The sequence below is a fragment of the Isoptericola sp. 178 genome (assembly GCF_030586525.1).
Lineage (GTDB): Bacteria > Actinomycetota > Actinomycetes > Actinomycetales > Cellulomonadaceae > Isoptericola > Isoptericola sediminis.
This window is the reverse complement of the sequence record NZ_JAUQYN010000003.1, coordinates 588679-606708: the sequence shown is the minus strand read 5'-3', so window position 1 is coordinate 606708 and position 18030 is coordinate 588679. Positions and strand designations below refer to the sequence as shown.

The 18030-nt window shown below is 73.0% G+C and carries 18 protein-coding genes and 2 tRNA genes; 10 read left to right on the top strand and 10 right to left on the bottom strand.

Going from position 1 to position 18030, the window contains the following annotated elements; translation table 11 throughout:
* Nucleotides 1-86: 86 nt before the first annotated feature.
* Nucleotides 87-160: transfer RNA gene (locus Q6349_RS12015), tRNA-Ile, on the bottom strand.
* Nucleotides 161-266: 106 nt separating this feature from the next.
* Between Q6349_RS12015 and def the strand changes: the two genes are divergently transcribed.
* Nucleotides 267-752 carry a peptide deformylase gene (gene def, locus Q6349_RS12010; RefSeq protein WP_304604265.1) on the top strand — a complete coding sequence of 162 codons (486 nt, stop codon included), beginning with the start codon at nt 267-269 and terminating at the stop codon, nt 750-752.
* 159 nt (nt 753-911) lie between these two features.
* Nucleotides 912-1412: a DUF3145 domain-containing protein gene (locus Q6349_RS12005; RefSeq protein WP_304604264.1), complete on the top strand. Its 501-nt coding sequence runs from the start codon at nt 912-914 to the stop codon at nt 1410-1412.
* A 98-nt stretch (nt 1413-1510) separates the two neighbouring features.
* On the opposite strand, the gene Q6349_RS12000 is transcribed toward Q6349_RS12005, so the two are convergent.
* The 5 genes from Q6349_RS12000 to Q6349_RS11980 form a co-directional block, all read right to left on the bottom strand.
* On the bottom strand, nt 1511-2761 hold the full coding sequence (locus Q6349_RS12000) for a beta-ketoacyl synthase (RefSeq protein ID WP_304604263.1): 1251 nt from the start codon (nt 2759-2761) through the stop codon (nt 1511-1513).
* 91 nt (nt 2762-2852) lie between these two features.
* On the bottom strand, nt 2853-3101 hold the full coding sequence (locus Q6349_RS11995; protein WP_171248008.1) for an acyl carrier protein: 249 nt from the start codon (nt 3099-3101) through the stop codon (nt 2853-2855).
* Nucleotides 3102-3206: 105 nt separating this feature from the next.
* Entirely contained in the window at nt 3207-4214 is a 1008-nt protein-coding gene (locus Q6349_RS11990; protein ID WP_304604262.1) for a beta-ketoacyl-ACP synthase III, read from the bottom strand.
* Nucleotides 4211-5182: an ACP S-malonyltransferase gene (locus tag Q6349_RS11985; RefSeq protein ID WP_304604261.1), complete on the bottom strand. Its 972-nt coding sequence runs from the start codon at nt 5180-5182 to the stop codon at nt 4211-4213. Before Q6349_RS11985 ends, Q6349_RS11990 begins: the two co-directional genes overlap by 4 nt.
* A gap of 83 nt (nt 5183-5265) precedes the next feature.
* Nucleotides 5266-6429: a CdaR family transcriptional regulator gene (locus Q6349_RS11980; RefSeq protein WP_171248011.1), complete on the bottom strand. Its 1164-nt coding sequence runs from the start codon at nt 6427-6429 to the stop codon at nt 5266-5268.
* Nucleotides 6430-6639: 210 nt separating this feature from the next.
* Here Q6349_RS11980 and Q6349_RS11975 point away from each other — a divergent pair, with 210 nt between their 5' ends.
* Nucleotides 6640-7221, top strand: a complete 582-nt coding sequence (locus Q6349_RS11975) for a hypothetical protein (RefSeq protein WP_343035833.1) — start codon at nt 6640-6642, stop codon at nt 7219-7221.
* Nucleotides 7222-7303: 82 nt separating this feature from the next.
* On the opposite strand, the gene aceE is transcribed toward Q6349_RS11975, so the two are convergent.
* Entirely contained in the window at nt 7304-10051 is a 2748-nt protein-coding gene (gene aceE / locus Q6349_RS11970; RefSeq protein ID WP_304604260.1) for a pyruvate dehydrogenase (acetyl-transferring), homodimeric type, read from the bottom strand.
* Nucleotides 10052-10389: 338 nt separating this feature from the next.
* Between aceE and Q6349_RS11965 the strand changes: the two genes are divergently transcribed.
* The 4 genes from Q6349_RS11965 to Q6349_RS11950 all read left to right on the top strand — a co-directional run bounded on the left by Q6349_RS11965 (nt 10390) and on the right by Q6349_RS11950 (nt 12540).
* Nucleotides 10390-10794 (top strand): DUF3052 domain-containing protein, encoded by a 405-nt coding sequence (locus Q6349_RS11965; RefSeq protein WP_304604259.1) that lies wholly within the window; start codon nt 10390-10392, stop codon nt 10792-10794.
* Between the two features lie 4 nt (nt 10795-10798).
* Nucleotides 10799-11266, top strand: coding sequence for a peroxiredoxin (locus Q6349_RS11960; RefSeq protein ID WP_304604258.1), 468 nt, complete (start codon nt 10799-10801; stop codon nt 11264-11266).
* Between the two features lie 58 nt (nt 11267-11324).
* Nucleotides 11325-11401 (top strand) — tRNA-Val (locus Q6349_RS11955).
* 107 nt (nt 11402-11508) lie between these two features.
* On the top strand, nt 11509-12540 hold the full coding sequence (locus tag Q6349_RS11950; protein ID WP_304604257.1) for a sodium:calcium antiporter: 1032 nt from the start codon (nt 11509-11511) through the stop codon (nt 12538-12540).
* Here Q6349_RS11950 and Q6349_RS11945 read toward each other — a convergent pair whose 3' ends face one another.
* Nucleotides 12541-13371: a CPBP family intramembrane glutamic endopeptidase gene (locus Q6349_RS11945; RefSeq protein ID WP_304604256.1), complete on the bottom strand. Its 831-nt coding sequence runs from the start codon at nt 13369-13371 to the stop codon at nt 12541-12543.
* Nucleotides 13372-13544: 173 nt separating this feature from the next.
* Between Q6349_RS11945 and Q6349_RS11940 the strand changes: the two genes are divergently transcribed.
* From Q6349_RS11940 to Q6349_RS11930, 3 genes are all read left to right on the top strand, one after another.
* On the top strand, nt 13545-14927 hold the full coding sequence (locus Q6349_RS11940; RefSeq protein WP_304604255.1) for an MBL fold metallo-hydrolase RNA specificity domain-containing protein: 1383 nt from the start codon (nt 13545-13547) through the stop codon (nt 14925-14927).
* A gap of 151 nt (nt 14928-15078) precedes the next feature.
* Entirely contained in the window at nt 15079-15585 is a 507-nt protein-coding gene (locus tag Q6349_RS11935) for a GyrI-like domain-containing protein (RefSeq protein WP_304604254.1), read from the top strand.
* 21 nt (nt 15586-15606) lie between these two features.
* On the top strand, nt 15607-16140 hold the full coding sequence (locus Q6349_RS11930; protein ID WP_304604253.1) for a flavodoxin domain-containing protein: 534 nt from the start codon (nt 15607-15609) through the stop codon (nt 16138-16140).
* 3 nt (nt 16141-16143) lie between these two features.
* On the opposite strand, the gene Q6349_RS11925 is transcribed toward Q6349_RS11930, so the two are convergent.
* Both Q6349_RS11925 and Q6349_RS11920 read right to left on the bottom strand, forming a co-directional pair.
* A complete protein-coding gene (locus Q6349_RS11925; RefSeq protein ID WP_304604252.1) occupies nt 16144-17133 on the bottom strand; it encodes a zinc-binding alcohol dehydrogenase family protein in 990 nt (329 codons plus the stop codon).
* A gap of 8 nt (nt 17134-17141) precedes the next feature.
* Complete coding sequence (locus Q6349_RS11920; protein WP_304604251.1) at nt 17142-18026, bottom strand: universal stress protein; 885 nt, start codon at nt 18024-18026, stop codon at nt 17142-17144.
* Nucleotides 18027-18030 lie beyond the last annotated feature (4 nt).

Sequence of the window (18030 nt, the reverse complement as noted above, 5' to 3'; positions counted from 1 at the left end):
GCCGGCGCGGACGGGGAGCGGCTGCATGCTCGGCGCGACGCCGCCGGCCGGGCCAGGCGTGCCTGCTGACCGTCGCCCGGGGACCGTGCCCCGTGCCGGACTTGAACCGGCGACCGATCGATTATGAGTCGACTGCTCTGACCGACTGAGCTAACGGGGCGCGGCGGTGAGCCTACCGGAAGCGCCGTGTGGAGCCCTTGTGACGGCGGCCCGCGCGGAGTCCGTGGCGGCGCTGGTCAGCGTGGCGCCGTGGAAGAATGTCCGCCATGGCGATGCGAGAGATCCGGGTGGTGCCCGACCCCGTGCTGCGGACGGCGTGCGAAGAGATCACGACGATCGACGACCGCGTGCGGGGTCTCGTCGCGGACCTGCTCGAGACCGTGGACACCGAGGGTCGCGCCGGCCTGGCCGCGAACCAGATCGGCGTCAACCTGAGGGCGTTCGCCTGGAACGTCGACGACGACCTCGGCTACGTCCTCAACCCGCGGTTGGTCGACGTCTCCGAGGAGCTCCAGGACGGCGACGAGGGCTGCCTCTCGGTGCCCGGCCTGTTCTACCCGACGACACGTGCCTGGTACGCCCGGGTCGAGGGGATCAACCTCGACGGCAACGAGGTCGTCGTCGAGGGGACCGACCTCATGGCCCGGGCCCTGCAGCACGAGTGCGACCACCTGGACGGCAAGCTCTACCTGGACCGGCTGGAGCGCAGCGTCCGGAAGAAGGCGATGCGGGAGCTGCGCGAGCGCCTCTGAGCGGCCTCAAATGTCCGAATCACTCTCGCGTGTTCCCCGACGCTGCGGCAGTATGTGTCCGAGAAGCAAGACGACACGCCGCAAAAGATGGCCTGACCAGGAACTTCGTGGCTACCGAGGACGTAGGGGAAGACGGATCTCGGAACCAGGGAGGACAACATGGCTGGTGTCATCACCCGCGGTGTGCTTTTCGTGCACTCGGCGCCACGCGCGTTGTGCCCCCACCTCGAGTGGGCGGCGGGCAACGTGCTGAGCACTGACGTCTCGTTGGACTGGACCCCTCAGCCCGCCGGGCGAGGCCTGTACCGCGCCGAGCACGCGTGGCAGGGAGCCCAGGGCACGGGCGCCCGCCTGGCGTCCGCCCTGCGCGGCTGGGAGCACCTGCGCTACGAGGTCACCGAGGAGGCGAGCCACGGCAGCGACGGCGCCCGCTGGTCGCACACCCCGGACCTCGGCATCTTCCATGCCGTCACCGACGTGCACGGCAACGTGGTCCTGCCCGAGGACCGCGTCCGCAGCGCCATGGAGTCCTCGTCCGACCCGCGCGCCCTGCGCGAGGCGATGGACCTCGCCCTCGGCAGCGCCTGGGACGACGAGCTCGAGCCGTTCCGCTACGCGGGTGCGGGTGCTCCCGTGCGCTGGCTGCACCGCGTCGGGTAGTCGCGCGCCCGCCCCTGGCGGGTTCGGAGGTTCCGTGCACGACGGCGCCCCACCGGTTCGCTCGAACCGGTGGGGCGCCGTCGTGGGTGGGGGGACGCTCAGGCGTTGGTCACGGTCAGCGCCACGTTGTGCCCACCGAACCCGAAGGAGTTGTTGACGGCGGCGATGTCGCCGTCGGGCAGCGTCGCCGGCTCGTCGCGGACGAGCGGGACCTGCAGCTCCGGGTCGGGGGTGACGACGTTGATCGTCGGCGGGGCGAGGCGCTCGTGCACCGCCTTGATCGTGAACAGCGCCTCCAGGGCACCGGCGCCGCCGAGCAGGTGGCCCGTCATCGACTTCGTGGCGGACAGCCGCACGTGGTCGGTGTCGTCGCCGAGCACGGTGCGGATCGACCGCGTCTCGGTGAGGTCGCCGACCTTCGTGGACGTGGCGTGGGCGTTGACGTGCACGACCTCCGCCCCGTCGACGTCGGCGTCCGCCAGCGACCGGCGCATCGCCGCGACCTGGCCCTTGCCCTCCGGGTCGGGGGAGGTGATGTGGTAGGCGTCGGAGGACAGTCCCACGCCGGCCATCTTCGCGTAGACGCGGGCGCCGCGGGCGGCAGCGTGCTCGGCGCTCTCCAGCACCACGACCGCCGCGCCCTCGCCGATGACGAACCCGTCCCGGTCGACGTCGTACGGCCGTGACGCGCCCTGCGGGTCGTCGTTGCGCAGCGAGAGGGTGCGCGAGGCCGCGAAGGCGGCGATCGGCATCGGGTGGATCGTGGCCTCGGTGCCGCCGCAGACGACGACGTCGGCCCGGCCCGCACGGATCATGTCGATGCCGTAACCGATCGCCTCGGCACCGGAGGCGCAGGCGGAGACCAGTGCGTGCGCACCGGCCTGGGCGCCGAGCTCGAGGGAGACGTAGGCGGCCGGGGAGTTCGGCATGAGCATGGGGACCGTCATCGGCAGCACGCGACGCGCGCCCCGCTCCTGCAGCGTGTCCCAGGCGTCCAGCGTGGTCCAGATGCCACCGATGCCGGAGGACACCACCGCACCGAGCCGCTCGCCGTCGACCTCGGGGGCGCCGGCGTCCTGCCAGGCCTCCCGCGCGGCGATCATCGCGTACTGGGTCGAGGGGTCCATCCGCTTCATCTCCGGGCGCGACAGCTTCTCGGAGGGCTGCTCCTTGATCGTCGCGGCGAAGGTGACGGGGATGCCGTACTTCTCCGACCAGTCGTTGTCCATCGTGCGCGCACCGGACTCGCCGGCGAGCGCGGCCGCCCACGTCGAGGGTGCGTCCCCGCCGAGCGGGGTGGTGGCGCCGAGGCCGGTGACGACGACGTCGCGCGAGGCTGGGGCGGTCATGACGGTGCTCCTGAGAACGAAGGTCGGCGGTGGACGGGCGACGCGGGCAGACCGGCAGGGCCGGCCTGCCCGCGCGGGCGGGGGAGCCGGGTCAGCTCTGCGCGCCCTCGATGTAGGTGACGGCGTCGCCGACGGTGGTGAGGTTCTTGACCTCGTCGTCCGGGATGCGGACGCCGAACTTGTCCTCGGCGTGGGTCACGATGGTCATCATCGACAGCGAGTCGATGTCGAGGTCGTCGGTGAAGGACTTCTCGGCCGTGACGGTGTCCGTCGGCAGGCCGGTCTCCTCGGCGACGATCTCGGCGAGGCCGTCGAGGATCTCGGAAGAAGTGTGAGCCATGGGGTGCTTCTCTCCTTGAACGGGGTACCGGTCCTCCGGCACCAGGTCGGGATGCGGCGGTGCGATTCTTGCGCACCACCAGGGTCGGACTCTACGGGGCGGGTGTTACGGCAGCACGACCACCTGCGCGGCGTACACCAGGCCGGCGCCGAAGCCGATCTGCAGCGCCAGGTCGCCGGAACGGGCCTGGCCCTCCGCCAGGAGGCGGTCCAGGGCCAGCGGGATCGAGGCCGCCGAGGTGTTGCCGGTCTCGGCGATGTCCCGGGCGACCACGACGTGGTCGGGCAGGCCGAGCTGCTTGACCATCTGGTCGATGATCCGCATGTTCGCCTGGTGCGGGGCGAAGACCTGGATGTCCTGCGGCTCCACGCCGGCCTCGGCCATGGCCTTCGCGGCCACGGGCGCCATCTGGAAGCTCGCCCACTTGAACACGGTCGGGCCGTCCTGGCGCAGCGTGGGCCAGCCGAGGTCGGGGTCCTGGCGCAGCTCCTTCCAGGAGTGCGTCTGGCGGATCGCCTGCGAGCGGGAGCCGTCCGACCCCCACACCGTCGGGCCGATGCCCGGGGTGTCGGAGGGGCCGACCACGACGGCCCCGGCGCCGTCGCCGAGGAGGAACGAGATCGACCGGTCGGTGGGGTCGATGATGTCGCTCAGCTTCTCGGCACCGATGACCAGCACGTGCCGCGCCGCCCCGGCACGGACGAGCGCGTCCGCCTGCCCGATGCCGTAGGCGTACCCGGCGCAGGCCGCCGAGATGTCGTAGGCCGCGGCCGGCGAGGCGCCCAGCCGGTCGGCCAGCACCGCCGCGCCCGAGGGCGTCTGGTGGTAGTACGTGATGGTCGACAGGATGATCGTGTCGATCTCCGCGCCGGTCACGCCGGCGGCGTCCATCGCGCGGCGGGCCGCGGCCTCGGCAAGGTCCAGGACCTCGACGTCGTCCGTGGCGCGTCGGCGCGTGACGATGCCGGTGCGCTGGCGGATCCACTCGTCCGAGGAGTCGATCGGGCCGGCGATCTCGTCGTTCGTGACGGCGCGGCTGCCGCGCTCGCCGCCGATGCCCAGGATGCGTGAGTGGAGCACCGGCGCGCCCTGGCGCAGTGCCCGTGCGCTCATGCCGCGCCGCCGACGGCCGAGTGGCGGGAGATCAGGTCGCGGGCGGCCTCGACGTCGTCGGGGGTCTTCACGGCGACGGACTCGACGCCCTTCAGGGAACGCTTGGCCAGGCCCGCCAGGACACCGCCGGGGGCCAGCTCGAGCAGTCCCGTCACGCCGCGGTCGGCGAGGGAGACCTGGCACAGGTCCCAGCGCACGGGCGCGGTGATCTGGGCGGTGAGGCGGGCGAGCAGGTCGGCGGAGCGGCCGTGGCCGTGCGAGCCCTCGCCCAGGGAGCCGTAGTCGGCGCCGTCCGCGTTGCTGAGCAGCGGCAGGCGCGGGTCGGTGGCCAGCCACGTGGTGGCGACCTGCTCGAAGCGTCCGCGGGCCGGCTCCATGTACGGGGTGTGGAACGCGCCGGCGACCGGCAGCGGCACGACGCGCGTCCGGGCCGGGGGCTGCTCGGCCAGCGCGGCGAGCGCCTCCCGGGACCCGGCGGCGACGACCTGGCCGCCGCCGTTGACGTTGGCGGGGAACAGGCCGGCCGCCTCGATGGCGGCCAGGACGTCCTCGGGGTCGCCCCCGACGACCGCGCTCATGCCCGACGGCGACGCGGCCGCGGCGTCCGCCATGGCTCGTCCGCGGTGCGAGACCAGCCCGACCGCCCCGGCGTCGTCCAGCGCGCCGGCGACGGCGGCGGCGGCGAGCTCACCGACGGAGTGCCCGGCCGTGACGTCGACGACCTCGGCCGTGTCGCGGCCGTCGAGGATCGTGCGCAGCGCGAGCAGGGAGGCCGACACGATCAGCGGCTGGGCGACGGCGGTGTCCCGGATCGTCTCCGCGTCCGACGTGGTCCCGTGCCGGGTCAGGTCGGTCCCGGCCGCGGCCGAGAAGGAGTCGAGCAGGTCGGCGGTGCCGGGCAGCTCCAGCCAGGGGCTGAGCATCCCGGGGTTCTGAGAGCCCTGTCCAGGGCAGACGACGGCGAGCACGACACCACGGTGCCACCTGGGTTCTGACCCCGAGCGTCGCGACGTGCACCAACCTGGCCACCGCCGGTTGTGGGAATCGGCAATCAGGGGGCGTCGTCGAGCTGTCCCAACGCCAGGGCGATCTGCAGCACGAACGACTCGCGGGCGTCCAGGGGGTCCCACCCGGTGATCTCGGACACCTTGCGCAACCGGTAGCGCACGGTGTTGGGGTGGACGTACAGACGACGGGCCGCCGCCTCCAGGGAGCGGCCGGTACCGAGGTAGGCGGAGAGCGTCTCCAGGACCGCACCCGTGGCCTGCTGCAACGGCAGGTACGCCTGGGCGACGAGGGTCCGGCGGGCCTCCTGGTCCCCGGTGAGCACCCGTTCGGGCAGCAGGTCGTCGGCCAGGACCGGCCGGGGGGCCTGCGGCCAGGCGGCGGCGGCGGCGAGTCCGGCCAGGGCGGAGCGCGCCGACGCCGTGGCCTCGGCGATCGTGGGCACCACCGGCCCGAAGACGACGGGTCCGGGCCCGAACCGGCCGATGAGGCTGGTGGCGGCGGCGACCAGGTCGGTGTCCCCGCCCAGGACCAGCACCAGCCGGTCGCCGTGGATGCCGACGAGCGTGTCGCCCGCGGCCCGCCGGGCGGCCCGGCGCAGCTCGGCGGTGCCGACGTCGTCCAGCCCGTCGAGCGCCTCGCCGACCACGACCAGCACCTGGCCGCGCCCGCTCCACCCCAGCGCGGAGATGCGCGAGCGCAGCGCGTCGTCGGTGTCCCCGCGCACGAGCGCGTCCACGGCCAGGGCCTCCAGACGGGCGTCCCAGGCGCCGCGGACCTCGGCGGCGCGGGCGTAGACCTCGGCCGCGGAGAACGCGACCTCGCGCGAGTAGCGCAGGACGGCCTCGCGCAGCTCGCGCTCGTACCCTGGGGCGGCGATCTGGTCCGAGTAGGACTCCACGACGTCGACCATCAGGCGCACCAGCTGCAGGGTGTGCTGCAGCGAGATCGACCTGGTCAGCTCCGGGGGAGCGGCGGCGAACATCTCGCCGACGCCGTGCGGCGTCTGGGTCGGGTCGGCGAACCAGGTCGCGAACGCGTTGATGCCGCTCTGGGCGACGAGCGCCACGTAGGAGCGGTCCTCGGCCGGCAGCTGGCGGTACCAGCTCACCTCCTCGTCGAGGCGGCGCATGGCGGCGTTCGTGAGCAGCCCGAGGCCCTCACGGACGCGCTGGACGTTCTCGTCACGCGAGACGGTCGTGGTCGACATGCTCTCGAGGATAGGGCCATCGTTGTGGGGATTGCACAAACGGCGGCCGTCGTGTGCCCGGGGCGCGTTCGCCCGGCCCCGAGGAGGCGCAGGCGATAGGGTCGGTTCATGGCCATGATGTCTCGGCTCCGCCAGCTCATCCGGCGGACACGGTCCACCTCCACGGTGGGTGTCCGCAGGCCCACCGAGACCCGACGGCGAGGTGACACCGTGCACGAAGACTCTTTGCGGGCGATGCTCCACGACGACCCGAACGACGAGCGCGCCTTCAACGCGCTCGCCGATCTCGTGCGTCGTCACGCGTCCGAGCCCGACAACCCCGACGACCCCCTGACCGCCGAGCCGGAGGAAGAGCCGATCCAGGCCGGTGACCTGGCGCTGTGGTCCCTGGCCGAGGAGCTCGCCGGCCACCCTCGCGCCTGGCGCCCGCTGGTCGAGCTCGGCCGGCTCTCCGTCAACGACGACCCCGAGGGTGCGGTGCGTCGTTTCACGACGGCGACCGAGCGCGACCCGTCCGGGGTGGCGCTGGCGAAGAGCCTCGAGATCCTGCGGGACGCGCACATGCCCGTCGAGGCGCTCGGTCTCGGCATCGGCCACTGGCGCACGCGCGAGCAGGTGCCCGAGGTCGGCCGCCAGCTCGTCCTGGCCGCGCTCGAGGCCGACCGGGTGTTCGAGGCCAGGCAGCACCTGGAGGCGCTGGAGGCGCACCCGGACCACGACCAGGTCGAGGCGATGCGGCACGACCTCGTCGCCGCGATCGACGAGGCGGAGGCGCGCCAGGCCTCCTCCTGAGCCGGACAGTCCCGCCACGACGACGGCCCCGCCACCGGACAGGTGGCGGGGCCGTCGTCGTGCTGCGGTCGGCCGCGGTGGGTCAGGTGTCCCCGCCCGCGACACCGGAGGTGCCGGCGTTGACGTCGGTGAGGCGGTACTTCTCGACGGCCTTGGCCACGACGTCCTGGGCGACGTCGCCCCGGCGGGCGAGCTGCTGCAGGGTCTTGACGACCATGGACGGCCCGTCGATGAGGAAGTACCGGCGTGCGGCGGCGCGGGTGTCGGAGAACCCGAAGCCGTCGGCGCCGAGCACCGCGTAGTCACCCGGCACCCACGCCCGGATCTGGTCGGGGACCAGGTGGTCGTAGTCGCTGGTGGCCACGAACGGACCCTCGGCGTCGGACAGCTTCTGCGTCACGTACGGCACGCGGGGCTCGGCGGCCGGGTCGACGAGGGCGTCGTGCTCGGCGGCCAGCGCGTCGCGACGCAGCTCGTTCCAGCTCGTCACCGACCAGACGTCGGCCGAGACGCCCCAGTCCTCGCGCAGGAGCTCCTGCGCCTCGAGCGCCCACGGCACCCCGACGCCCGACGCGAGCAGCTGGGCCCGGGGCCCGTCGCCGCTGTCCGCGGAGACGCGGTGGATGCCGTGCAGGATGCCGTCGACGTCCACGTCCTCCGGCTCGGCCGGCTGCACCATCGGCTCGTTGTAGACCGTCAGGTAGTACATGACGTTCTGGTCGCGACCGTCCGAGCCGTCGCCGTACATGCGCTCGATGCCGTCGCGCACGATGTGGCGGATCTCGTAGCCGAAGGCCGGGTCGTACTGCACCATCGCGGTGTTGGTGCCCGCGATGAGCGGCGAGTGCCCGTCCGCGTGCTGAAGGCCCTCACCGGTCAGCGTGGTGCGGCCCGCCGTGGCACCGATGATGAACCCGCGGGTCATCTGGTCACCGGCCGCCCAGAACTGGTCGCCGGTGCGCTGGAACCCGAACATCGAGTAGAAGATGTAGACGGGCACCATGTGCTCGCCGTGCGTGGCGTAGGCGGTGCCGACCGACTGGAACGCGGCCGCGGACCCGGCCTCGTTGATGCCGGTGTGCATGATCTGCCCGGACTCGGACTCCTTGTAGCTCAGCATGAGCTCACGGTCCACGGCCAGGTAGTTCTGCCCGGCGGTGTTGAAGATCTTCGCGCTCGGGAAGATCGAGTCCAGGCCGAACGTGCGGGCCTCGTCGGGGATGATCGGCACGATGCGCCGGCCGAACTCCTTGTCCTTGATGAGGTCCTTCAGAAGGCGGACGAACGCCATCGTCGAGGCGACCTGCTGGCTGCCCGAGCCCTTCTTGAGGATCTCGTAGGACTTGTCCTGCGGCAGCGACAGGGCCTTGGGCGACGAGCGCCGCTCGGGCACGAACCCGCCGAGCTGACGACGGCGCTCCAGCATGTACTGGATCGACTCGTCCTCCATGCCCGGGTGGTAGTAGGGCGGCAGGCCGGGCTCGGCGTCGATCTGCTCGTCGCTGAGCGGGATGCGCAGGTTGTCGCGCAGCGCCTTGAGGTCCTCGTTCTTGATCTTCTTCATCTGGTGCGTCGCGTTGCGGCCGGCGAAGCTCGAGCCGAGCCCGTAGCCCTTGACCGTCTGGGCGAGGATCACCGTGGGCTGGCCCGTGTGCGACCGCGCCGCCGAGTAGGCGGCGAAGATCTTGCGGTAGTCGTGGCCGCCGCGGCGCAGGTTCCAGATGTCCTCGTCGGTCATGTTCTCGACGAGGGCCTTCGTGCGCGGGTCGCGGCCGAAGAAGTGCTCGCGGATGAACGCGCCGGACTCGGCCCGGTAGGTCTGGTAGTCGCCGTCCGGGGTGGCGTTCATCAGGTTGACCAGGGCGCGGTCCTTGTCCGCGTTGAGCAGGGCGTCCCACTCACGGCCCCAGACGACCTTGATGACGTTCCAGCCGGCGCCCCGGAACTGGGCCTCCAGCTCCTGCATGATCTTGCCGTTGCCGCGCACCGGGCCGTCGAGGCGCTGCAGGTTGCAGTTGACCACGAACGTCAGGTTGTCGAGCCCCTGGTGGGCGGCCTGCTGCAGCATGCCGCGCGACTCCGGCTCGTCCATCTCGCCGTCGCCGAGGAACGCCCACACGTCCTGCTGGCTGGTGTCCTTGATACCGCGGTTGTGCAGGTACTTGTTCGTCCACGCCTGGTAGATCGCCGAGGCCGGGCCGAGACCCATCGAGACGGTCGGGAACTCCCAGAACTCCGGCATGAGCCGGGGGTGCGGGTAGGAGGGCAGCCCGCCGCCCTCGTGGGACTTCTCCTGGCGGAACCCGTCCAGCCGGTCGGCCGACAGGCGGCCCTCGAGGTAGGCGCGGGCGTACTGGCCGGGGGAGGAGTGCCCCTGGAAGTAGACCTGGTCGCCGCCGCCCGGGTGGTCCTTGCCGCGGAAGAAGTGGTTGAGCCCCACCTCGGTCAGCGTCGCCACGGAGGCGTAGGAGGAGATGTGGCCGCCCACCGAGATCTCGGGGCGCTGGGCGCGGGTCACCATCACCGCGGCGTTCCAGCGGATCCAGGAGCGGTAGCGGCGCTCCATCGTCTCGTCGCCGGGGAAGTACGGCTCCTCGTGCACCCCGATCGTGTTGACGTACGGCGTCGCGACCGACGTCGGGATCTGGACGTTGCGCTCGCGAGCGCGCCGCAGCAGGTTGAGCATCACGTAGCGGGCGCGCGGGCCGCCCTTGTCGTCGATCAACCCGTCGAGGGACTCCACCCACTCCGAGGTCTCGGACGGGTCGATGTCCGGCACAGCGCTGAGCAGACCGTCGATCAACGGTCCGGTCTCGTCGTACGAAGCCACCAGCAACCTCTCTCTTCTGCGGGCGGTCGCCGAGGGTCCGGCGCGCGCCCGTGTCAGGCGTCCCGTGCGCGTCGCCTGCGTCGTCGGGATCGCGACGGCGCGGGAGCACCCACAGGGGGTCACTACACATTGTGTCCCCACTTGCTCCGCACTGACACCAGGGAGCGGTCAAGAATCCGTGATCTACGTCATGTCACCCCGTGCTGAAGTGGTCAGGTGGGCCCATGCGGGGGGCTGGGCGGGCATCCGGGGCGCGCGTGCACTACGTTGACGCACAGCAGGAAGCAGACAGGGCGCCGGGCGGCGCCGAAGGCATGACGGAAGGAACGTAGGTCCTCGTGGGACAGCAGGCGGACAACCTGGCGGCACGCTTCGGGTTCACCACCGGTCAGGTCGTGCAGGAGTTCGGGTGGGACGACGACGTCGACGAACCCCTGCGCGGGGCGATCGAGGCGGTCGTCGGCGAGGAGCTCGCCGACGAGGAGTACGACGACGTCGTGGACGGCGTCATCATCTGGTGGCGCGAGGAGGACGGCGACCTGACGGACATGCTGGTCGACGTCCAGACGGCTCTCGACGACGGCGGCCAGATCTGGCTGCTCACCCGCAAGCCCGGCCGCGACGGCCACGTCGGCCACAGCGAGATCCAGGAGGCGTCGACCACCGCGGGCCTGCACGCCACCAGCACCTTCGCCGCCGGCGACGACTGGTCCGCCACGCGGCTCGCCTCCCGCGGCCGGTAAGCAGATGGCCGACGGCACCGTGCCGGGCGCCGACGACCCGGCCCCCGACTTCACGCTGCCCGACACCCACGGCACCCCGACCCACCTGGCCGACCTGCGCGGCGAACCGGTGCTCGTGGTGTTCTTCCCGTTCGCCTTCTCCGGCACCTGCACCGCGGAGCTCGGCGAGCTGCGCGACCACGCCGGCGAGTTCGAGGCCGCGGGAGTGCGGATCCTCGCGGTCTCCACCGACCCGGTGTTCACCCTCAGGGCCTGGCAGGAGGTCGAGGGCTTCGGGTTCGACCTGCTCAGCGACTTCTGGCCGCACGGCCGTGCCGCCCAGGCCTTCGGCGTGTTCGACCAGGCCACCGGGCACGCGCTGCGCGGCTCGTTCCTCATCGACGCCGACGGCCTCGTGCGCTGGTCGACGGTGCTGCCGCGGGGCGCCCGCCGCGACCTCGACGACTACCTGGCGGCGCTCGCGGAGGTCTGAACCGCACGGCGGATGTTCGGCGTGACGGCGCGGCCGGGTATCCTGTCCTGCGCTACCGGGGCCTGTAGCTCAGTTGGTCAGAGCGCCACGTTTACACCGTGGATGTCGGGGGTTCGAGTCCCTCCGGGCCCACCACCAGGTCTTCCCCGCTTCCTGGCTTCCTGGCGACCAGGGGCCTGCCCGCCGGGCGACCGGTGCCCCTCGGCGAGAGCGAATCGATCTGCCCGGGTAGCGTCGGGCCGATGTTCAGCATGCCGTGGGACCTGTTGCCCAGCCTCGTGACCCTGGCGGCCATGTCCGGGGTGATCGTGCTGGCGGGTGTGCGGCTGACGCGGGTCGCCGACACGCTGTCCGAGCGGACCGGGCTCGGCGACGCGGTCGGCGGCGCCCTGCTCCTCGGGGCGGTGACCTCGCTGCCGGGCCTGGTCACCGTGCTCACGGGGTCCCTCGGCGGTGACGCCGGGTTCGCGCTCGCCAACCCCGTGGGCGGCGTGGCGGTGCAGACCGTGTGGCTGGCCATCGCCGACCTCGTCTACCGCCGGGTCAACCTCGAGCACGCGGCCGCCTCCCTGCAGAACGTCCTGCAGTCGCTGATCCTCGTCGCCCTGCTGGCGGTGCCCGTGGTCGCCGCCGCCACCCCGGACCTGACGATCGGGTGGGTGCACTGGCTGACGCTGCTCATCCCCGTGCTCTACGGCTACGGGCTGGTGCTGCTGCGCCAGATGCACAAGGCGCCGATGTGGCAGCCCATCCGCACCCCGCAGACGGAGGACGACGACGAGGGCTCCGGGGACGACGGCGCCGCGGACGGTCGCTCGACCCCGCGGCTGTGGTGGTCGCTGGCCGGGCTCGGCGTCGTCGTCGGCGTCGCGGGCTGGCTCGTCGGCCGGGCGGGTCTGTCCGTGGTCGAGGCGACCGGGCTCGACGGCGGGGTCGTGGGCTTCACGCTCACCACGGGGATCAGCTCCCTGCCCGAGCTCGTGGTGCTGGTGACCGCGGTCCGGATGGGCCAGTTCACACTCGGCATCGGCAACATCATCGGCGGCAACGTCTACGACATGCTCATGGTGTCCGTGGCCGACGCGGCGTACCTGCCCGGGTCCGTCTACACCGACGCGGGGTCGACCGGCCTGGTGCTGGTCGGTGGGACCTTGCTGATGACCGCCACCCTGGCCGCCGGGCTCGTCGTGCGCGACCGGCGGGGGATCGGCTTCGAGGGCGTCGCGATCCCGGCGATCTACGTCGGCACCGTGGCGCTCGCGGTCTGGGGCTGATCACCGCCGCCGTCGCCGGTCCGCGACGACGACCACCACCGCGGCGACCATGACGACGGTCGAGCTGATCGCGGCGACGGTGCCCGCGGTCCCGGGGGTCCCCGAGGTGAGGTTGAAGGCGATGTGCCAGACCGCGACGAGCAGGATGCTGCCCGCGGAGCCGCGGTAGAGCCACGTGAGCACCACCGACCCCGCGGTCAGGCCGATCACCCAGCCGAGGACCTCGGGGACGGTGAAGCCCGAGAACGAGGCCATCACGACGAACAGCGGTGCGTGCCACGGCGCCCAGACCGCCGCCACCAGCAGGGCCGTGGCGGTCAGGCCGTGCCGACGGAGCAGACGGTCGGCCAGGAAGCCGCGCCACCCGGTCTCCTCACCGAGTCCGTTGACCACGAGGGCGAGGACGACGGTCAGCAATGGGCCGGCCGCCGCGTCGATCCCGCTGTAGAGCGTGAGATCGGCAGCGTCGGGTGGGCCGCCGACCACCACCAGCCCGACCGCGCCGACCGCCAGGACGGCGACCACGGACAGCCACCACCAGCCCACGCGCCACCTGGTCATGCGGCGGCCCAGGTCCGCCAGGCCGGCCCGGCCGTCGACCAGGGCGGTGACGACCACCGCGGCGACCAGCGGGCCGAGCAGTCCCGGGAGCTGGCTCGGTCGGCCGACACCGGCCTCGACGGTCTGCCCGGCGAGGGCGAGCGGGACCCAGTACCCCCACGACAGCACGTAGGCGAGGACGACGTAGGCGGCCGGCGGGTGGGCGACGACCCACCGGCCGAGACGGGACCGGCGCCGCACGGCCGGCGGCTCGGTGTCCGCGGTGCCCATGGTGCTCTCCTCGGATCCCTCGTCCTCCCATCGTCCGCCCCGTGGCGGCGACCCGCTGCGGGAGAGCCGACCCCAGGGACCTCCGGCCGGCCCGATCGGGACCATCGGCCCTGCTGCCCGGGGCCCGAGAGGTGGACGGTGGAGAGGACGGGACGACGACCCGAGGAGTGCGCATGAGCGAGGCAGCATCGGTCGCACTGACCTTCCTCGGTGGCGCCGGGACCGTCACGGGGAGCCGGTTCCTGATCGAGTCCGCAGAGCGGCGGCTCCTGGTCGACTGCGGCCTGTACCAGGGGGAGCGGCGGTGGAGGCGGAAGAACTGGGACGCCTTCCCGGTCTCGCCCCGGACCATCGACGACGTGGTGCTGACGCACTGCCATCTGGACCACTGCGGGTTCCTCCCGGTCCTCGTGCGTGACGGCTACGAGGGGTCGATCCGGATGACCGAGGGGACGGCCGCGCTCACGGCGATCGTCCTGCGGGACAGCGCGAACCTGCAGGAGCGGGACGCGGACATGGCCCGTGCCGGAGGGTGGTCCCGTCACGACCCGCCCCTGCCCCTCTACACGGTCGCGGACGCCGAGCGGGCGATCGAGAGGTTCGAGACCGTGCCCTTCGACGTCGACGTCGACCTCGGGAGCGACGCCGGCGTCCGGCTCCACCGTGCCGGGCACGTCCTGGGCTCGGCCAGCGTGCTGGCTCGTGCCGGGTCCGCCCGCGTCCTCTTCTCCGGAGACCTCGGCCGCACGGAGCACCCGGTGCTGCGACCACGAGCCGACCCCCCGGCGGCACGCACGGTGGTGATCGAGTCCACCTACGGCGACCGTGAGCACCGCGAGCCGTCCCGGGCCCATGCCGCGTTCGCGGACGCCGTGCGGCGCACGATCCGTCGAGGCGGGGTGGTGCTCGTGCCGGCCTTCGCCGTCGACCGCACGGAGCTGGTCCTGCACGCCCTGTCCGCGATGGTCCGCGACGGGCAGATCCCTCCGGTCCCGGTCTTCGTCGACAGCCCGATGGCGCTGGCCGCCCTCGACGTCTACGGGCGCGCCGAGGTGGCCGGAGAGCTGCGCGAGGGCATGTCGAGCTTCGTCGACCTCCCGTCGCTGCACGCGGCACGGACCCCGGAGGAGTCGATGCGGCTCAACTCGCCGCGGCAGCCCTGCATCATCGTGTCCGCCTCGGGGATGGCGTCCGGCGGCCGGGTCGTCCACCACCTGCGCCACCTGCTCCCGGACCGACGCAACTGCGTGGTCCTGACCGGCTACCAGGCGGTCGGCACGCGCGGCAGCATGCTGCGCGACGGTGCCCGCGAGGTGAAGATGATGGGCCGGTACGTGCCGGTCAAGGCCGAGATCGTCGAGGACCAGGAGTTCTCCGTCCACGCCGACGCGAGCGAGCTGGTCGACTGGCTCCGGCAGATGCCGGAGCCGCCAGAGGTCGTCTACGTCGTCCACGGCGAGGAGCAGGCGTCGGCCGCCCTGGCCGGACGCATCCGTGACGAGGTCGGCTGCGTCGCCGTCGTCCCCCGGTCCGGCGAGAAGGTCCTGGTGGACTGACAGCCCGTCCCGGCCCCGGGGTCGGAGGCGGCCGGGACCTCCGGCCGACCTCTCCGGGACCATCGGCCCTATCCGGGCGGACCGCCCCGACCGATCGTGGGAATCAGCGGGCGACGGCGCACCGCGGGGACCGCCGGGAGGTCGAGGAGCCATGGCCGAGACGCGAGAGATCCACCTCATCGAGTCGCTGGAGCAGCCCACGTTCGGGCTACGCCAGATGGTGAGCCAGGAGGACATGCCCGCGCTCTTCGCGCGCGTCCTGCCCGTGCTGACCGCGGCGATGGAGCACGGTGGGGTGCAGCCCGCCGGGCCGCCGTACGCCCGGTACCGCGGCCGGATGGCCGGCGGCTTCGACGTCGAGATCGGGTTCCCCCTCGCCGAGCCGGCGACGTTGACGGTCGACGACCCCGGACCGGGCGAGCCCACCGCCGACGTGCTGCCGGAGGCCCGTGTCGTGGAGACCGTCCACCACGGCGGCTACGACGGGCTGGCCGCGACGTACGCGGACCTGGAGTCGTGGATGGCCGAGCGCCACCTGGAGCCGCTGGACCAGTCCTGGGAGTTCTACGAGGCCGGCCCCGAGTCCGACCCCGACCCGACCACCTGGCGGACCCGGATCGTCATGCCGGTCCACGGCCCCGAGGTCGAGGCCGGCTGAGAGCGCACACGCGCCGAGGAGATGAGCACCATGTCCGCACTCGTGGTCTACGAGTCCAGCTTCGGCAACACGGCCCTGGTAGCACGGGCCGTCGGCGACGGGATCGCCGAGCACATGCCGGTCCGCGTCCGGTCCGTGACCAGCCTGGGGGACGACGAGACCGACGGCGAGGACCTCGTCGTCGTCGGCGGTCCGACCCACGCGTTCGGGATGAGCCGGCCGCAGACCCGGCACGAGGCCCAGGAGCGGATGGGTGACCGCCCGACCGACTACCCGGGGATCCGGGAGTGGATCGACCGTCTCGACCCGGACCGGGAGGGGCGTCTGTACGCCACCTTCGACACCCGCGTGGAGAAGGTGCGCCACCTGCCGGGGTCCGCCGCGCACGCTGCCGCGCGGGCGCTGCGCAACGAGGGGCACCGGGTCGTGGACCGCGGCGCGTCGTTCTACGTCGCCGACGTCGAGGGGCCGCTGCTGCCGCACGAGCGGGACCGCGCCCGCCAGTGGGGCGAGCGCCTGGCCCGTCGTGCCCTGGAGATGCTCCAGCGGGCCTGACGGTCAGTCCGGCTCGAGCACCAGCGAGCCCGAGGCGCGTCCGGCACGCAGGTCGTCCAGCGCCGCGTCCGCAGCGGTGAAGGGGTAGCGCGTGACGGTCGGCGTCAGCCGTAGCGTGGTCGCGAGCCGGAGCAGCGCGGCACCGTCCGCCCGCGTGTTCGCCGTGACGGTGCGCAGGTCGCGTTCGTCGAACAGGTTCTCCTGGTAGCCCATGGCCGGGATGTCGGTCATGTGGATGCCGGCCAGCACCACCGTGCCGCCCCGCTCGGTGGCCTGCAGCGCGCACGGCACCAGCTCGCCGGCGGGGGCGAACACGATCGCGGCGTCGAGCCGCACCGGGGGCACGTCGGCGGCACCGCCGACGAAGGCGGCCCCGGCGTGCCGTGCGAGCTCCCGGTTCTGCTCGCCCCGCGTCATGACGAACAGCTCCGCGCCCCGGGCCGCCGCCACCTGGGCCGTGAGGTGCGCGCTGGATCCGAAGCCGTAGATCCCCAGCCGTCCGCCCGGCGGGAGCGCAGCACGCGTCAGCGCGCGGTAGCCGATGATCCCCGCGCAGAGCAGGGGAGCCGTCGTCACCGGGTCGTGGTCGGACGTCAGCGGGTACGCGAAGGCCTCCGGCACGGTCGTGAACTCCGCGAACCCGCCGTCGGCGTCCCACCCGGTGTACCGCGAGTCGGGGCAGAGGTTCTCGCGCCCCTCCCGGCACCACCGGCAGGCTCCGCAGGTGCGGCGCAGCCAGGCGACCCCGACACGGTCACCCGGTCGCAGCCGGCGGACGCCCGGTCCCGTGCCCTCGACCGTCCCGACGACCTGGTGCCCGGGCACCACGTGCGGGCGGTGGACCGGGAGCTCCTGGTCCACGACGTGCAGGTCGGTCCGGCACACCCCCGAGGCCTCGACGCGCACGAGCACCTCGTCGGCCCCGGGCTCCGGGACGGCGACCTCGGACCTCGTCAGGCGACCGGGCTCGGTGCCGGTCGTCCAGGCCCGCATCGACGTCGTCAGTCCTCCTCGTGGTGCGGACGGGAGGTGTGGGCCACGACCACCACGCAGGGCGCGTCGCCGAGCAGGGCGTCCGGCACCGACCCGAGCAGCCGGCCGACGAACCGGGGGTGCCGGTGCCCGCCGAGGACCAGCAGGTCCGAGGCCGTCACCCGGGTGAGCAGCGCGTCCGCCGGGTCGCCCTCGACCACCTCGACCTGGCACTCCACGTCCGGGTGGAGCACCGACCAGCTCTCGGCCAGACCGCGCAGCGCGGCCCGGACGTCCTCGTCCCGGCCCGCGCCGGCCTCCCGGGCGGCACGGGTCGAGGGCTGCACGGCGTGCACGAGCACGACGGGGCTGCCGCACCGGTGCGCCTCCGAGAACGCCAGGTCCAGCGCCGCGGAGGGGTCGTCGTCGAACCCGATGCCGACGACCACCCGTTCCGGGGCCGTGCCCTGGGCGGCCGTCGGCACGACCGCGACCGGCCCCCGGGCGTGGGCCGCGGTCGCCGCGGACACCGATCCCAGCGCGTGGCGGGTCTCGCTCCGGCCCCGGCGACCCACCACCACCAGGTCGACGTCGCGGGAGTACCCGGCCAGGACGGCGTCCGCCGCCCCGACGCTCGGTGCGGAGCGCACGGGCGGTGCCCCCTCGCGGCGCGGTCCGACCCGCGAGAGGACCTCGCTGAGGATCCTCTCGCCCTCGTCGCGCAGGAGCTCGGGGTCGTAGGCGGGCACGGGGCTGATCGGTCCCGCGGGCACCGTGCGGGCGTGGGTCACCGTCAGCGTGGCGTGGTGACGCTCGGCCGCGGCCAGGGCCCAGTCGAACGCGTGGTAGCTCTCGTGCGACCCGTCGACGCCGACGACGACCCCGCGCGACCAGATCTCGCTCTTCTCGATCATCGTT

Excerpts from the sequence above, each read along its gene's own strand:
- def (WP_304604265.1), top strand. The coding sequence starts at position 267 with ATGGCGATGCGAGAGATCCGGGTGGTGCCCGACCCCGTGCTGCGGACG.
- Q6349_RS12005 (WP_304604264.1), top strand. The coding sequence starts at position 912 with ATGGCTGGTGTCATCACCCGCGGTGTGCTTTTCGTGCACTCGGCGCCA.
- Q6349_RS12000 (WP_304604263.1), bottom strand. The coding sequence starts at position 2,761 with ATGACCGCCCCAGCCTCGCGCGACGTCGTCGTCACCGGCCTCGGCGCC.
- Q6349_RS11995 (WP_171248008.1), bottom strand. The coding sequence starts at position 3,101 with ATGGCTCACACTTCTTCCGAGATCCTCGACGGCCTCGCCGAGATCGTC.
- Q6349_RS11990 (WP_304604262.1), bottom strand. The coding sequence starts at position 4,214 with ATGAGCGCACGGGCACTGCGCCAGGGCGCGCCGGTGCTCCACTCACGC.
- Q6349_RS11980 (WP_171248011.1), bottom strand. The coding sequence starts at position 6,429 with ATGTCGACCACGACCGTCTCGCGTGACGAGAACGTCCAGCGCGTCCGT.
- Q6349_RS11960 (WP_304604258.1), top strand. The coding sequence starts at position 10,799 with ATGGCCGACGGCACCGTGCCGGGCGCCGACGACCCGGCCCCCGACTTC.
- Q6349_RS11950 (WP_304604257.1), top strand. The coding sequence starts at position 11,509 with ATGTTCAGCATGCCGTGGGACCTGTTGCCCAGCCTCGTGACCCTGGCG.
- Q6349_RS11945 (WP_304604256.1), bottom strand. The coding sequence starts at position 13,371 with ATGGGCACCGCGGACACCGAGCCGCCGGCCGTGCGGCGCCGGTCCCGT.
- Q6349_RS11940 (WP_304604255.1), top strand. The coding sequence starts at position 13,545 with ATGAGCGAGGCAGCATCGGTCGCACTGACCTTCCTCGGTGGCGCCGGG.
- Q6349_RS11935 (WP_304604254.1), top strand. The coding sequence starts at position 15,079 with ATGGCCGAGACGCGAGAGATCCACCTCATCGAGTCGCTGGAGCAGCCC.
- Q6349_RS11930 (WP_304604253.1), top strand. The coding sequence starts at position 15,607 with ATGAGCACCATGTCCGCACTCGTGGTCTACGAGTCCAGCTTCGGCAAC.
- Q6349_RS11925 (WP_304604252.1), bottom strand. The coding sequence starts at position 17,133 with ATGCGGGCCTGGACGACCGGCACCGAGCCCGGTCGCCTGACGAGGTCC.
- Q6349_RS11920 (WP_304604251.1), bottom strand. The coding sequence starts at position 18,026 with ATGATCGAGAAGAGCGAGATCTGGTCGCGCGGGGTCGTCGTCGGCGTC.